The organism is Psychrobacter sp. TPE 89C (genome assembly GCF_055522395.1).
In genome coordinates this window covers 20611-36204 of the sequence record NZ_JBVFXW010000007.1, presented here as the reverse complement: position 1 = coordinate 36204, position 15594 = coordinate 20611, and the positions used below count along the sequence as shown (strand labels likewise).

General features: G+C 41.7%; 13 protein-coding genes. 5 read left to right on the top strand and 8 right to left on the bottom strand.

Translation table 11 applies throughout. The features are described from left to right. Nucleotides 1-106 precede the first annotated feature (106 nt). From ACZW67_RS03825 to ccoN, 6 genes are all read right to left on the bottom strand, one after another. The gene (locus ACZW67_RS03825) at nt 107-697 is read right to left on the bottom strand and encodes a FixH family protein (protein ID WP_465182225.1); all 591 of its coding nucleotides are present in this window, start codon (nt 695-697) and stop codon (nt 107-109) included. 346 nt (nt 698-1043) lie between these two features. Beyond that, the gene (gene ccoG / locus ACZW67_RS03820; protein ID WP_110922687.1) at nt 1044-2447 is read right to left on the bottom strand and encodes a cytochrome c oxidase accessory protein CcoG; all 1404 of its coding nucleotides are present in this window, start codon (nt 2445-2447) and stop codon (nt 1044-1046) included. A gap of 420 nt (nt 2448-2867) precedes the next feature. Continuing rightward, nucleotides 2868-4064 (bottom strand): cytochrome-c oxidase, cbb3-type subunit III, encoded by a 1197-nt coding sequence (gene ccoP / locus ACZW67_RS03815; RefSeq protein ID WP_465182224.1) that lies wholly within the window; start codon nt 4062-4064, stop codon nt 2868-2870. After that, on the bottom strand, nt 4061-4243 hold the full coding sequence (locus ACZW67_RS03810) for a cbb3-type cytochrome oxidase subunit 3 (RefSeq protein WP_194197257.1): 183 nt from the start codon (nt 4241-4243) through the stop codon (nt 4061-4063). The genes ccoP and ACZW67_RS03810 overlap by 4 nt, the downstream gene beginning before the upstream one ends. After that, complete coding sequence (ccoO, locus tag ACZW67_RS03805; protein WP_197100044.1) at nt 4243-4881, bottom strand: cytochrome-c oxidase, cbb3-type subunit II; 639 nt, start codon at nt 4879-4881, stop codon at nt 4243-4245. The genes ACZW67_RS03810 and ccoO overlap by 1 nt, the downstream gene beginning before the upstream one ends. Before the next feature lie 9 nt (nt 4882-4890). After that, the gene (ccoN, locus tag ACZW67_RS03800) at nt 4891-6372 is read right to left on the bottom strand and encodes a cytochrome-c oxidase, cbb3-type subunit I (protein ID WP_465182223.1); all 1482 of its coding nucleotides are present in this window, start codon (nt 6370-6372) and stop codon (nt 4891-4893) included. Between the two features lie 848 nt (nt 6373-7220). Here ccoN and ACZW67_RS03795 point away from each other — a divergent pair. Beyond that, nucleotides 7221-7610, top strand: coding sequence for an SCP2 sterol-binding domain-containing protein (locus ACZW67_RS03795; RefSeq protein WP_110922691.1), 390 nt, complete (start codon nt 7221-7223; stop codon nt 7608-7610). Between the two features lie 113 nt (nt 7611-7723). Here the strand turns inward: ACZW67_RS03795 and ACZW67_RS03790 are convergent, their stop codons facing one another. Beyond that, nucleotides 7724-8698 (bottom strand): hypothetical protein, encoded by a 975-nt coding sequence (locus ACZW67_RS03790; protein WP_110922848.1) that lies wholly within the window; start codon nt 8696-8698, stop codon nt 7724-7726. Nucleotides 8699-9204: 506 nt separating this feature from the next. Here ACZW67_RS03790 and ACZW67_RS03785 point away from each other — a divergent pair. From ACZW67_RS03785 to ACZW67_RS03775, 3 genes are read left to right on the top strand one after another with little or no spacing between them, the layout of a single operon-like run. Further along, nucleotides 9205-10440, top strand: coding sequence for a lipoprotein-releasing ABC transporter permease subunit (locus ACZW67_RS03785; protein WP_465182222.1), 1236 nt, complete (start codon nt 9205-9207; stop codon nt 10438-10440). 47 nt (nt 10441-10487) lie between these two features. Continuing rightward, on the top strand, nt 10488-11168 hold the full coding sequence (gene lolD / locus ACZW67_RS03780; protein ID WP_110922693.1) for a lipoprotein-releasing ABC transporter ATP-binding protein LolD: 681 nt from the start codon (nt 10488-10490) through the stop codon (nt 11166-11168). A gap of 29 nt (nt 11169-11197) precedes the next feature. Then, entirely contained in the window at nt 11198-11509 is a 312-nt protein-coding gene (locus tag ACZW67_RS03775) for a hypothetical protein (RefSeq protein ID WP_465182221.1), read from the top strand. 69 nt (nt 11510-11578) lie between these two features. Here ACZW67_RS03775 and ACZW67_RS03770 read toward each other — a convergent pair whose 3' ends face one another. Continuing rightward, nucleotides 11579-12154 (bottom strand): DUF2062 domain-containing protein, encoded by a 576-nt coding sequence (locus tag ACZW67_RS03770; RefSeq protein WP_465182220.1) that lies wholly within the window; start codon nt 12152-12154, stop codon nt 11579-11581. Nucleotides 12155-12479: 325 nt separating this feature from the next. On the opposite strand from ACZW67_RS03770, the gene ACZW67_RS03765 reads away from it, so the two are divergent. Beyond that, nucleotides 12480-15542, top strand: a complete 3063-nt coding sequence (locus ACZW67_RS03765) for a ComEC/Rec2 family competence protein (protein WP_465182219.1) — start codon at nt 12480-12482, stop codon at nt 15540-15542. The last annotated feature ends 52 nt before the right edge of the window (nt 15543-15594 follow it).

The window sequence follows — 15594 nt, the reverse complement described above, 5'->3', positions numbered from 1 at the left end:
GGTTCTATACTGAACCAGCTATCGCTAAAACCTTTAAATTGGCTATAAAAAACCAGCTCATTATCTACTAATGGCTGGTTTTTTTACGTCTTCAGATTATATCTGATCAATCAGGTTGTTTTTTTTCGAAAGCTTGTAAGGGTACAAAACTAACATTTGAACGAGGTAGCTTGGCGACATCTTGCATACGCCAGTTGTTTGTACCACCGTTACTGACTTGCAGATAGTATTTGGCTTTTACTGGATCCATATCGACTTGCGCGCTATATTTATTGCCTTCTTGGTGCTGCAATATCACATCATGGTCTTTTTTGATATCAGTGGCATGCGAGATAGACAGATCTAGCTGTTCAGGATAAACGAGCGGCGTACCATTCAATAATTTACCTGATTGCAAGCTTTGCTCAGGATAATCTAAATAGAAGGTAACATCCCCATTATCAGCAAATTGCATTTTGCCATGTAGGTCTAAATCATAAGTCAGCTTGTCACGTGACACATCTTGATAAAGGGTCTTGCCATCCATGTACCAATCGTCACGTACCACACTGTCTCGAATCTGATAAGAGTAGTAAACAAAGTAGATACAGGCCACTACCACAAATGCGGGCATGCCAATCACAAAGATAACGACCATGTAATTTTTATACCATGGCTGAGTGTCTTGATGCTTAAAGTTTGATGCTGGAGTAGACATAAAGTACCTATTAATCAGATATCTGGTTTGTCAGACATCTATAAACTGTATCAACGAACCATCTGACGGCTACATGCTGCCAGTGTAATGATAAACGGTTTACCTGCTAGTCATAGACCAACAAGTAATATGTATAATTATATACTAGGGCGTGTCTTCAATTCACTCGATAGGCATCTAAATGGGCTAAAAATGGCTAAATCTTGCCAAACATCGTCAAATAACTGGTTAATATCTCGATATTATCTGCGCTATTTTTCTTGTTTGGCAGCAATTTATCTCATTTTTATCACCATTTTTAAAATGAAGATACGCCCTAGCGAAGCGCTCAATAGTTTATAAAAGCTTATTGAGTAGTAAAGACATTCTGCTTACTGACTTTGTATTGTCCATCTTCACTGGTCACATTTAGAGTGACTGGCGTCTGTTCGAAATCGATAACATCTGGATCTCCATAGATGCTAACTGGCATATCGAAGCTTTCGCCTGCCTCTAGTGGCACATCATTGAATCGTAGCTCTAAACTCAAACCATCTTTCGGTGCTAGTGTTATTTTATAAGCATGAGGATTCTGCGTTTTATTGGTCAGTTTAACAATATAACTGTTCTCAATCATGCCTTGATTGTTTATGGATGACAATTGATTACGGTCACGACGAATATCAATCTCTAAGGGTACGCGATCCGTCAATGCATAAACAAGACCACCACACAAAATAGAAATAACTGCTAAATAGGCAAATAAGCGTGGACTAAATACACGAGTATCTTCTTTTTCTGCCAGTTGACGTTCTGTTGTATAGCGGATGAGCCCACGAGGGTAGCCCACTTTATCCATAACGTCATTACAGGCATCGATACAAGCGGCACACTGAATACAACCCACCTGCAACCCATCACGAATGTCGATGCCAGTGGGGCAGACCTGCACACACATCGTACACTCAATACAGTCGCCCAAATGCTCAGGATTTGTGCCTTTTTTGCGTGTGCCACGTGGTTCACCACGCTCATAGTCATAGGATACAACCAACGTATCTTTATCAAACATGACACTCTGAAAGCGACCATAAGGACAGATCTGGATACACATCTGCTCACGCATATAACCTGCATTAGCATAGGTAGCAAAGGTGAAAATAAACATCGATACCCATACCCATGTTGGCCAATCAGGAATTGGGACAACACCAATCATTTGCCAGCTTTGATACAGATAATCTGTTCCAGCGACGTAGCTTACAAAGGTCGCCGCTGTGATAACTGAAAGTACAAACCAAATAAAATATACAGCAGAGCGTTTAAAGGCTTTTTGCGCGCTCATTGGTTCTTTATCGAACTTTATGCGCTTATTGCGATCACCAATGATCCACTTTTCAACATACTGATACAGGTGTGTCCAAATCGTCTGTGGACAAGCATAACCACACCATACGCGGCCTGCATAAACAGTCACCATAAATAGCATAAATGCGGCAATAATGGCAAAGGCGGCAATGAAATAAAAGTCTTGAGTCAAAAATGTCGTACCAAAAATATAGTAATGCTGCGAGGGAACATCAAACCATATTGCTTGTCTGCCATTATAACGTAGCCATGGCAAAAGCAAAAAAGCGGCCAATAGGGCATACATTGTGATGATACGAATATTTTGATAAAAGCCTTTAATGAATCTAGGATGAACACGGTGTTTGGTGGCATCCAAGTCAATTTGCTGTACAGGGATTTTATTGGGTTGTTGTGCTGACATAAACGTGCCTCTTTAAAAAAAGAATCAGTTTGCTGGCATGATGAACAAACATCTTTAATCATAAGATGTATGAGCGAACGATGTTATCAATGTCAGTAGGTAGCGGACAAATATTTGTTAAACCATCTACCAAATGATCGATTACGAATGACTTCATGAAAATGAAAAATAGCTCTATAAATCAGCGATTAATGAGCTGTTTTTGAGTGCGGCTATTTTAGCATTCTCCTTACTATAAATGGGGTAATAATAATAAAAAGCAATTAATATCTTACTCTAAAGATATGCCAGTTATGCACTAGCCAGTATCCAAATTTCATACACATGCTAGCAAAAGTATATAAAAAAGGGAGAACTGCAATAACAGTTCTCCCTTTTTTCAATCTCATTCATTTATGACAGAGCAATCTACTAAAAGTATTAGTTAGCAGTAGCTTCCGCTGTTTCTACAGTTGCAGCCGCAGCCGTAGCCGTAACAGGCGCAGTGAAAGCAGTTTCCGGAGTCACAGGCGGTGTTGTTTTATCTGATAATGAATAAACATAAGCCGCAAGCAACATAATGCGTTCATTACCCAGTTTGGTCTGCCATTGTGGCATTACACCAGCACGACCATAACGTAAGGTGTCACGGATGGTTTCGCGCTCTCCACCGAACAGCCAGATGTTATCTGTTAGGTTTGGTGCACCTGTAGATACCATGCCTTTACCTTCTGGACCATGACAAAGTACACAGTTAGTAGGCTGATTAAATAACGTCTTACCTTGTGTAACTAACGTTTGGTCTAGATCGTAATCGTTTTGATTGCCAGAGATCGATAGTACATACTCAGCAACTGCACGCACACCATCTTCACCAAGGTTTTCACGCCAAGCAGGCATTGGTAGTTTTGCAGGTTCTTTCTTGTAATCTACACCAATGTGCCAGCCATTATGTAAGGTCAGCAAGATATTCTCTGGCTTTCCACCATGCAACCAATCATTATCAGTCAGATTTGGATAACCTGTTGCACCTTTAGCATTAGAGCCATGACATACAGAACAGTTCTGTAAAAATAAACGGCTACCAACTTTTAAAGCATTTGGATTTTCAGATAGCTTCTCAACATAAGGTGCAAGTTCTGCAACTTTGCCATCAATCTGAGCTTTTAAGTCTGCTGGTGCTGTTTCGCTATGACGCAAAGTCGATTGCATATCTGCAAGTGTGGCTAACGTTGATGTTGCACCACTAGCATCTGCTTTGGCCAAGATATTCTGTTCAAAGTTATCCGTAAATACTTTGTTGTTCTGTTCAAGCTCACTATTTAGCTCGTTATGAGAGGTCCACGGTACCGTTTCACCATCGACTTCTACCGTGGCAATTCCTTCCCAATGTTTGGGGAACATAGCTGGGAAAAATACCCAATAAGCAACACCCCAAACGATCGAACCAAAAAATATCACTAGCCACCATTTAGGCAATGGTTTGTCGTATTCTCGGATGCCGTCATATTCATGACCAGTGGTGCCATCTTCTTCAACGTCAGGTTTGTATTTTAGAACAAATAACAAAACCCCAAGAATAAATAGCCAACAGCCGATACTGATTAGCGTGATCCAAGAACTCCAAAAAAATGTCATCGTTTATCCTTATTGCGCTGCTCTTCAGACAAAGACTTTATATCTTCGTCATCAAGCGCAAGTTGTGCATCTTCTTCGAAGCGTTTTTTGTTTTTTGGCGAATACGCCCACCATGCAACACCTACGAAGGCAATAAAGGCAGAAACGGTCGCAATTGTTTGTAATTCACCAATACCCATTAGCGCTGTCCTTCCATCGCGGTGCCTAGTTGTTGTAGATAGGCAACCAAAGCATCAAGTTCAGTGGCACCAAGAACAGCATCTGGCGCTCCTTCGATATCTTCTTCAGTATAAGGAACACCAAAGCGATCACGGAATAGGCGCATTTTGTCTTGAATGTTTGCACCATCCACTTCATTCTCAGCAAGCCAAGGGAAGCCAGGCATTACTGATTCAGGAACCAATGAACGTGGATTGATCAAATGCTGCTTTTGCCAGTCTTCAGAGTAGCGTCCACCAACACGTGCTAGATCAGGTCCAGTACGTTTAGAGCCCCACAAGAATGGGTGATCCCACGTTGATTCTGCAGCACGCGAGTATGGTCCATAACGTTCAACTTCAGCACGTAGCGGACGAATCATTTGGGTATGACATACGTGACAACCTTCACGAATATAAATGTCACGGCCTTCGAACTCTAGTGCAGTCCAAGGTTCCATAGTGGGAAGGGGAGCGTTAACCCCGCCTTCTTCAGGACCCTTGTTGTCATATATTAATGGTACGATTTCAACGAGCGTTGCAAAACTAATAGCAATCACGATACCAATGACTAACAGGCCTGTATTTTTTTCAATAATTTCATGCGGTGTACCAGCCATGATCGCTCCTTATACGTTAGCTGTCGAAGGTTTTTCGACACTAGGTTCATGATCCGTTGGATCAGCGACATCTACAGGCTTACCTTCTGGCATCTTGAGTGTTTTATAGCAGTTATAAGCCATAATAAACATACCCGACACATATAAGAAGCCACCAAAAGCACGGCCAATATATGGGAAATGCGAGAATTCAACAGTATCAACGAAGCTATATACCAAAGTACCGTCTGGGTTCGTCGCAAGCCACATCATGCCTTGGCCAATACCTGAGATCCACATAGAGACGATATAAAAGATAGTCCCTGCAGTCGCAAGCCAAAAATGCGTGGTGATTAAGCTGATAGAGTACATCTTTGGTTTGTTATAAATACGCGGTAACAGTACATATAATGAACCAATGGTGATCATACCAACCCAGCCAAGTGCACCTGAGTGTACGTGACCAATTGTCCAATCAGTGTTGTGCGATAGCGCATTGACCGTCTTGATAGACATCATTGGGCCTTCGAACGTCGACATCGCGTAGAACGACAATGCAACAATCATAAAGCGAATGATCGGATCGGTACGTAACTTATCCCAACTGCCTGATAGCGTTAGTACACCGTTGATCATACCACCCCAAGATGGTGCAAATAGGATGATTGAGAATACCATTGCTAATGACTGCGTCCAATCTGGAAGCGCTGAATAATGCAAATGGTGACCACCAGCCCACATATATGAAGCAATCAACGCCCAAAAGTGAACGATAGACAAACGGTAAGAATAAATAGGGCGACCAATCTGTACAGGAACGAAGTAATACATCATTCCAAGGAACGCTGCCGTTAGATAAAAACCTACTGCGTTATGCCCGTACCACCACTGCACCATAGCATCAGTTGCACCGCCAAATAGCGAGTAAGATTTAAAGGCACTAACAGGAATCGCCATGCTGTTTACGATGTGCAGTAGTGCAATCGTAATAATGAAAGCGGCGAAAAACCAGTTAGCCACATAGATATGTGAGGTTTTGCGTTTGATAAGCGTACCAAAAAAGACGATGGCATAAGAGATCCATACCAACGCGATTAAGATATCGATAGGCCACTCAAGCTCAGCGTATTCTTTACTTGAAGTCAAACCTAGCGGTAAGGTAATGACGGCAGAAACGATCACTGCCTGCCAACCCCAAAAGGTAAACCAAGCCAAATACGGCGCGAACAGGCGTGTTTTACAGGTACGCTGAACGATATAGTAAGACGTTGCGAACAGGGCAGAACCACCGAACGCAAAAATAACCGCATTGGTATGCAGTGGTCTCAGACGACTAAAAGTCAGCCATGGCGTATCAAAGTTAAGTGCTGGCCATGCTAACTGTGAAGCAATGAACACACCAAGACTCATGCCGACGATGCCCCATACTACGGCCATTGTCGTAAAGAATCTTATGACTGTAATTTCGTACTCACGGTCAACTGGGGCGACTGCTGTGTTTTGTAAACTCATTGGATGATTCCTTTACAGCCCGAATTATCAACAGAATTAACTAACTCTCCGCACCATCTGCATCATAATAATTGATGATCAAATAGTAGTTGCGGTACATGCTGTTTTTTGGATTGCTTATAGTTTTAACGTTATTAGCTATCAATCTAAGCCATATATCAGCTGGTGCTCATATATAGAGGCATTTAAAATACACAGCGCTCATAGCCAATCGATAGTAGGATTATTAATAACTGTTAAGGTGAATAAGAAAATGCGCCGTTTTTGAGCATCAAACATCTAATGAGGCTAAGTATTTATCTTAATTATTACCAATAAATCTGTACCAATGAAGATAGATACCAATATCCATAGGGCCATGAAAATGCACTGACCATAGACGTATGCTAGCGGCGGCTGACAAAAAAACATGTTTACGTAATGTTTAGTTAAAACTCCCGACTCTGTTTAAGGGTATTGTAACGCAATCCTAATCAAATATCATCAGAACTATGCGGCAAAATACAAACTCTTTGGTAAAAACTCTAGCGAGCAACTTATTATTGCTACGCTATCCACCTATTTTATACACAATTTTGTCATGATTCTAGAGGCGGTCTTTGGTTAGAAATGGATAGTGATTGTCATACGTTACTGTCAGTATGAAAAAGAATCTTGTAACAATGGCAGCATGAGTCATGTAAATAAGTTTTACTTATCATCAAGTCGACCCTTATAATGAGGCTAAATATGATGGGTAGCAGCGTTTTTATATCGTTGCTATCAGAAACTATTTTATAATTTGATGTTCAGTCAGGCGAGGGTGAATAAAACCTTAGCCTCACATAATACTAATTAAGGACAATAATATGGCAGTTTTTTTGACAAATGAATGGTTTGAGCAAGTTGAGCAAATGGGTCAAGAAGCGGGCGAGCTTAACTTACCGCCAGCACTTGCAAATATGATCGTCAACTTGAAATTATCTGATACGGATCAAGATATTGAAGCCAACTTCACTAATGGCTTATTACATCGCGGATTAAATGACGCGGCGACCACTACCTTGCTACTTGATCGCAGTATCTTGCAATCTATCATCACTGATTTTGATACCAATCAAATCATGGGTGCATTTATGAGCGGTAAAATTCGTGTTGAAGGCGATATGTCACAATTGATGGCAGTACAGACTGCTCGCCCAAGCACTGAACAAAAAGAACTGTACTCTCGTATCAAATCTATGACGACTATGGCGTAGTTTTATATTCACATGGTTTTATGTGATACGCCCTAGTTGACATAAAAAAAGCCTCTAATTCATATTAGAGGCTTTTTTATTGATAGATTTAATAGCAACATGTTTTTGTTTGATTAACTAGCTTTTGATTGTTGTGTTGTGCTTTTTTGGTTTTGCTTATAGATAGCCGCCTGTAGCCAAACGTTGGCTTGTATATAATCATGCACTTTAATTATGGCTGTCTCTGCGGTGTTGAGCGCACCAACACGTATCACAAATGGATCTGCGTCTTGTTCACGTAGTATGACGACATCAAACAAAATAATAGATTTGCCATTGAAGACAGTCTCTTGTTTGCCAAGCACTTGACCTTGACACCATGCTTCGTCTTCTTGTCCTAGTGTATCGCCAAAGAGATATGCACACATATGACCCAAGTTGATTTCGACAGGCGCCATTTGCTCTTTGGTCTCAGGTTTCCATTCTTTGATTTGCTCTTGCAAATCGTCTGGTATCTTTCCATCATTGGCGGCAACAATGTCATTAAAGGCACGATGATAGCGAATCGACTCTTGATCTTCGACCATAATCACTTCGTTTTGTTCGCTGTGTTTGATCTCGTGCGCCCAGGCGCTAAGGTTCACAAAGTAAGACGTATCTCGCTGATATAGATGACGATTGGTGGTATAAAGCTGATCAAAAGCATAAATGATACTGCCATCAGCCGTATGTAAGCGTAGTACGGCATCATGTGATTTGTCATTAGCGATGATACGCTCAATTTTACAATTCAAACCATATGGACTATCGACACAAGGATAGGCATTGATAAAGCACTCAGGCTTACCATTTTTCATCGCCAGTACTTGATTAATGTGACAAGGCTGATTTTCAGATAGTAATAGGCAGCTGTCTTGCGAGCTGACATTGCTATTAAGACCTTTAGGCATCGCTGCTTGTTCGATCATTTTCTGTAGCCACTCTGGTACATCATGGCTCATATCATCAGTCAAAATTCGCCAATGATCAGCGTGACCTGCAGATTGCTCGTCAGTTAAGGTTACCTTAGTAGGAGATTGGATGTTTTTATATTGGTAATTAATGGTCATGAGAGTACTCAAAATTAAGTCAGCGTGAAGTTTGTCGCTATAGCTGCGATTACTGGCTACCATAACCTACTATGCTAAATATGGGTCTATGATGGCTAGCAACGTTGTCATCAGCAAAAGGTCAACAAACTACAATGAATGGGTAATGACAATTGTCCTTAGCATACAATATATAGGTATTGACGCAAGTAATAGCAAGTCCCACATAAAAAATAGTAACAAAACCCTATTTTTTAGCAAAAAACATACTCAGTTTTTGCTAATGATTGGCACATATCAGCCGATTTGTGTCAAACTAGCTCCCTTTTGACGGCTGTCTTAAGCCCGTCTGAAACCCAGTTTGTGTGCTCGTTTTATAGCATATAGCCAATCCTCTATAAATTGGATATGGTGTCAGTCTCGCTTAGTTTACTACTTGTAGTACTTTCACTTGCTTTTCTTGTATCCAAATTATATTGAACCGACTATATATAAAGTCGCACGTAGATAAGATAAAGAGTTTGAATATGTTTCGTCCTTTAGCGTTATTTATCGGCTTACGATATACCCGAGCAGAGCGTAGTAATGGTTTTATCTCCTTTATATCGCTGATCTCGATGATTGGTTTGACTCTTGGGGTTGCCGTATTAATCACGGTGCTGTCGGTCATGAATGGTTTTGATCGAGAGCTAAAAACCCGTATTTTGGGTATGGTGCCGCAAGCAACGGTCGTCTCATCTGAGATTATCAGTGACTGGGAACAATTGGCAGACAAGATCAAAGAAGACCCAGAAGTGGCAGCGGTAGCACCATTTATCCAACTGCAAGGGATGCTGACCTCAAATGGTCAGGTTGCAGGGATTATGGTCACAGGTATTGAGCCTGAGTATGAGAAAAAGGTCTCTATCATCAACGAGCACATGGTTGAGGGTAGTATTGATACCTTGCAAAATGGTGACTTTAGTATTGTACTGGGTGAAGAGATGGTGCAATCATTAGGATTGCAACTCGGTGATAAAGTCACGTTAGTTCTGCCAGAGGCATCACCGTCAGCAGCCGGTGTCATACCGCGATTTAAGCGCTTTACTTTGACGGGTATCTTCACCATCAGTCCAGAAGTCGATAGTCTGATGGCCTTCATTCCTATGGGTGATGCTGCAAAACTGTTACGTCTGCCAGAGGGTGCGCAGGGTGTGCGTATGAAGCTCAACGATATCTTTACTGCGCCAATTGCTTCAGAAAAGGCGGCTGCGATTGCCCCTGATAGGTTGTATCCGAATAATTGGACACAGACTCATGGCAATCTATTTGGTGCCATTCAGATGGAAAAAGCGATGGTAGGCTTGCTGCTCTTTTTAATCATCTTGGTTGCAGCCTTTAATATCGTCTCTAGTCTGGTTATGCTTGTCACGGATAAGAAAGCGGACATTGCAATCTTAAAAACCTTTGGTGCATCACCTCGATTGATTACCCAAGTGTTTATGGTTCAAGGCGTAGTCATTGGTGTCATCGGTACGGTTGCTGGCACGATATTGGGTGTGATATTCGCCCTCACGGTCAGCGATATTTTGGGTTTCATCAATCAAGTCTTTAACCTGAACCTATTTGATGCGTATTTTGTGAACTATTTGCCGTCAGAGTTGCGTGTGTTAGATGTAGTGTTGATTACTGGTGCCTCGTTTGTATTGAGCTTTTTGGCAACGATCTACCCAGCACGTCGCGCTGCTAAGATTCAGCCAGCACAAACATTGCGTTATGAGTAAATGATTTTCTAAAGCATCAACTATATAAATAGAATAAAGGAAATACCATGTCTGCCATTTTAGAGGCGAAAAATATCAATAAGATATATGATGAAGGGGCGGTTAGTACGCAAGTATTGACTGGCTTGGATTTGACGGTTAAGGCTGGCGAGCGTATTGCTATCGTTGGTACCAGTGGCTCGGGTAAGAGTACCTTGCTACACTTGCTAGGCGGTCTTGATACACCTACTACGGGTGAAGTGTGGCTACATGGTCAATTATTAAATAGCATGAATGAAACCGAACGTGGTGCGATGCGTAATAAGCATTTGGGATTTATTTATCAGTTTCATCATCTGTTGGCTGAGTTTACGGCTATTGAAAACGTCGCTATGCCATTATTGATGCGACCAAAAGTATCGACGACTGAAGCGCGTCAACAAGCGATTGATATTCTAGAAAGTGTCGGTCTTGAGCATCGTCTGATGCATCGACCAGGCGAGTTATCAGGCGGTGAGCGTCAGCGTGTGGCGATTGCCCGTGCGCTTGTAACCAAGCCATCGCTTATCTTAGCAGATGAGCCAACCGGTAACTTGGATTATGATAATGCCCAAAGCGTTTTTGGACTGTTGACAGAATTACAAAACACGATGCAAACGGCACTATTGATGGTGACGCATGATCGCAATCTGGCGGCACTGGCAGATCGTCAGCTACTATTGCGCAATGGTCATTGGGAACAGTATTAAGCCCCTTATGTCTGACAAGGATAAACATAATGAATGAAAATGAAGATGAAGATCCAATCGAAGCTTTTGGCAGTGCCGAAGAAGGCAATGCGCCGCTACATTCTTATATGGATCCGGCATTGTTCGATACGATTGATAAACAGGCACAGATAGATCTGCTGACACCTGTCTTTGATGCCATTACTCTGGCTGGTGTCGATTACGATCTCAAAGCCCAAGATAGCGCAACAGGCAAACGCTATACGCTATTCAAAGGTGAAGAGGTGGTTGAGATTTTTGTGATGGATAGCAATCTTACCAGTAATATCACGGAAGCTATAGAAAATAGCAAAGACGTGTAGTGTAGATAGCCTAGCGTACAGACAGTTGATGCTGTTATTAATCTATAATCTAATAGTATCTAGCATAATTTAGGATTTGGGTGGTTTGTCAGAAGGTATATCCTGACGGTTTTGCCAGCTGACGACCGTTTTATAGCGCCAAATTGCTTTAAATGCCAACCCACAAATAATACTAGTCAACACTGCTAAAATTGTGAGTCCGATACAAAATGCCGCAATCGATACAGTGCCACGATAGGTAATAAATGGATTGGCACCATCTGACAGTGCCCACAAACTAAAATCAGCAATCATTCGTCCGATAAGTCGGAGACTGAGCACTGGTGCGTCGATAATTTTGGCGCCGATGTAATAACCAGCATAAAAAATAGGCAAGCTAGTAAGCGGATTGGTAATCCAAGTCAAACCGAGCGCCATCGGAACATTGGCACGGAATACTAATGAGCCAACCAACGCTATCAGCATCTGTCCCGGCAATGGAAAAAATGCGCTAAGCACACCAATGTAGACCGCTTTATTTAGGCTGTGACGATTAAAGTGCCATAATCGTGGATCAGCTAAATGCGGTGCAAACAGTTTTAAGGTGCGACTTTCTAGAATTTTCTCTGGTGTAGGAAGTAGGCTTTTTAGACGTTTTTGGGGCACAAGATTGCCTTTAATCGTTAACTACAGCCCGATCAATTATCTTGATGGACTGTTATAAGGTAATATTATTAATAAAAAATACGGGTGAGATTATATAGTATGATAATGTCAGAGTATCGTCATCGTACTATGTATGAGCAGTATAGGGTAATATAAATATAAATGCCATTGTATGACGTATTAGCTACCGCTCGTTTAGGCTCAATTTTATGCCGATACTTCTCTGTGGTGGCAGGTTGTTTATGATGGTAGGTTGCTGCCCATCGTAACCACTTACTATATTTAGTCATATCATAATATTTATATCATCAAGCAAGGAGTGCTGGTGTATTGGTTGATCTGTAGCTTGATTATTAGCGCTATGATGGGCGTGTTGGCAGTTTCATATAATATGCCAATGAGTCCGTTATTAATGAATACTGCTAACGTCTCTATCGTACCTTTATCACTAATGGCGATTGCTATCGTTTTGATTATCCTTGTTCAATTCAATATACCTTCCGTCAATATTAGTCGTTCCTCGCAAAAACATTCTAGCTATTCTCCACATTATCCTAAATTATTATTTCGTGCTGCTAATCATTTGATAGCCGCTATATTGGCGATTGGACTGGTTGTGGGTAGCGCGATACAAGCTTTACTCAGCCACCAACAAGCAGAAATGACAGCAGTCACTGAGCCTATGCGTGTGCAAGCGTTGGTGACCATTGAGGGGATAAGCGATAGCGTCTATGATGCCACTACAGAAAGCGGCTATCGACAAGTGGCGGTTATTAGTCATGTATCACCGCTGGTATCAGAGTTAATATCGCAAGACTTAGATGATATTACCGTTAATTTTTTAAGTGATAGCAAAAATAGCCTAAGTGAAAATACTGAAAATAATGATACATCGCATGATAAAAATTCAGATATTAGTGACAGTGACAGTGACAGTGACAGTGACAGTGGCAGTGGCAGTGGCAGTATCAATGAGAGTATAGAGTACCGTGTATTACTCAATGCTTACCCCAAAAAAACCCTATCTAAAATGTCTTCAGACAGTGATCAATTTGCAAACTTAAATCATTTGCAGCCAGGTGATCAGCTATTTATGAGTTTGAGGCTTGCGCCACTGGCTACCTCTGAACAAGCGTTAAACAATCCTTCTGGTTTTGATAGCTATCGTTGGTTGCGAGGTCGCCATATTGATGGTGTCGCAAATATATTGGCGGCTAGTACGTCGACTTTTTCTAATGGTGAATCATCAAACATAGCACCTACTTCCGATAGCTATCTTCAACGTTTGCGTACTCGTATTGACCAAGGGCGTTGGCAATTGCGGCAGCATTTTTATACAGACTGGAGTAATAAAACCACAGCAGAGCAGCAAGCAAAAGCTGTCACGCTCAGTTTATTGACAGGCGACCGTAGTTTAATCAATCGCGATACTAAGGATTTGTATCAGTTGGCAGGTATCTCGCATTTACTGGCAATATCAGGGACGCATGTATTGTTTTTAGCGATTGTGCTGGCTGGAAGTGCGGTTTTACTTTTTGATCGATTCTGTCCAGTTGTTTATCGCTATATACCACGTTGGCAAGTGCGTTGGTGGGTGATGATTGGTGCGGCTTTTGTTTATGCATTATTCACAGGATTTGATGTACCTGCTGCCCGTACTGCATGGATGTTACTAGCGATAGGCTTGGTGCGTTTAACGCTATTGCCTATCAGTACCATGCGTGTATTGTTTGCACTGGCAGTCTTGATGGCATGGCTTGATTCTTATGTACTATGGCAAGCAGGGTATTGGTTGTCTTTTATCGCAGTGGCACTACTACTTAAATACGAAGACACGTCCTATAAATATAGGCAAGCATCTGTATCTATTCATCAAGCTGGCGCCTACAACTCCAATGCTATAAATGAGTTAGCCAAACGTGTTTGGATGATAGGTAGACGCATATTTAAACTACAGTTTTGGTTGTTTATTACTTTACTGCCTATTACGTTACTGCTGTTCGGCAAGGCCTCACTATGGGGGCTTTTCATCAATCTATTTGCTATCGGCTTATTTGGTTGGGTGATTGTACCGCTCAATCTACTGGCAGGGCTTTTTTATCTGTTGTCACCTACTATCGCTGATAGGATTTGGGCACTCGTTAGTGCCATTGTTGCGAGCTTGCATGAGCTAATGATATGGCTGACGTCATTACCCTCATTGTCAGAAGCCTGGCTCTATACACCAGTGAATATAGCGATTTTATTAATGGTATTGCTAAGCATATTGCCTTGGCTGTTACCACGTGGGTTTATCAGTCGTTGGCTAGTATTACCGCCATTGACCATGCTCATGATGACGGTCTATGCCAATCAGCAGTCACTCACGATGACCCCAACGTTATATATACTACCAACGGGCAATCAATCTATAAGCGCTGCTTTGTTGCAGTATCCTATTACCAATTCTGAAAGTACCAATAATAAGAGTGTCAGTTGGCTGTTTTTAGCTGATCATAGACCGAAAGCCACACGAACGATGCCAAGTAACTTGACGGTAGAGAAGCTCTCGACGATGTTGGAGCAGCAATTGGGCAGTTTATCGATTAATAAGCTAGAGGGTATTACCGTACAGAGTGGTAGTGTTGGATTGACGGCTACGCTGACAACTGATGATAAGCGTGCTGACATTAATACTATAGGTTCTGAGCTATTACCACTGACGGTTGCACAGTTAAATCAGCAACTGCCTATTAATCAGTACTGGCAGGCAGGGCGCTTTGATCGTTGGCCTGCACTTCAGCGCTCATATAAGGTCGCCAGTCAATCTAAGAGTAAGTCAGATATTAGCGTGCAAGGTTGCGAGCAGGGTAAAACATGGCAGCTACCGAATGGCGACTTGTCCATACAAGCATTGACAGGTTGGAGCACAATAGATGATGACAGCGTTTGGGATTGCACGCTCGCTATAGACACTGGCTTACCAATACAAGTACTAAAATATAATGCTGCTGATCCACTTAGGTCATTACCTGCAGCTGTACAAACACTGCCGTCTAACCTTTCATCCTTGACGCCTAATGTAGCAGAGACTACATCACGTCTTGTTTTGAATGCAGATACTCATCAACGTGTTTGGCAGATGTGGGAGTTGCTGTGTTCAACGGAGCCATTATCTGGTCAGGTAGCTGCTGGTCAAACACCTATTAATCAAACAACCACTGATCCAATAACCATCAATCAAACAATAATGCCATCTGATATTACATGGCTTGGACACAGTACATCGCATATAACTGTCAATGTACTAGGCCTTCAAGGCATTAAGAATATTGTGACTTATGATGATAAAGCGCTAGAGGTGACACTATCTATAGATGATAACTTTCAGAGCAAATTCTCATACTAAATTATAATAATACCTCTCAAAAAATTGCTCATACTCTTAGCGTTACAATATG

Bases quoted from the DNA above. Each gene is read 5' to 3' on its own strand.
- ACZW67_RS03795 (WP_110922691.1), top strand. From the start codon at position 7,221: ATGGCAGTTTTTTTGACAAATGAATGGTTTGAGCAAGTTGAGCAAATG.
- ccoO (WP_197100044.1), bottom strand. From the start codon at position 4,881: ATGGCTGGTACACCGCATGAAATTATTGAAAAAAATACAGGCCTGTTA.
- ccoG (WP_110922687.1), bottom strand. From the start codon at position 2,447: ATGTCAGCACAACAACCCAATAAAATCCCTGTACAGCAAATTGACTTG.
- ACZW67_RS03790 (WP_110922848.1), bottom strand. From the start codon at position 8,698: ATGACCATTAATTACCAATATAAAAACATCCAATCTCCTACTAAGGTA.
- lolD (WP_110922693.1), top strand. From the start codon at position 10,488: ATGTCTGCCATTTTAGAGGCGAAAAATATCAATAAGATATATGATGAA.
- ACZW67_RS03785 (WP_465182222.1), top strand. From the start codon at position 9,205: ATGTTTCGTCCTTTAGCGTTATTTATCGGCTTACGATATACCCGAGCA.
- ACZW67_RS03775 (WP_465182221.1), top strand. From the start codon at position 11,198: ATGAATGAAAATGAAGATGAAGATCCAATCGAAGCTTTTGGCAGTGCC.
- ccoP (WP_465182224.1), bottom strand. From the start codon at position 4,064: ATGACATTTTTTTGGAGTTCTTGGATCACGCTAATCAGTATCGGCTGT.
- ccoN (WP_465182223.1), bottom strand. From the start codon at position 6,372: ATGAGTTTACAAAACACAGCAGTCGCCCCAGTTGACCGTGAGTACGAA.
- ACZW67_RS03825 (WP_465182225.1), bottom strand. From the start codon at position 697: ATGTCTACTCCAGCATCAAACTTTAAGCATCAAGACACTCAGCCATGG.
- ACZW67_RS03810 (WP_194197257.1), bottom strand. From the start codon at position 4,243: ATGGGTATTGGTGAATTACAAACAATTGCGACCGTTTCTGCCTTTATT.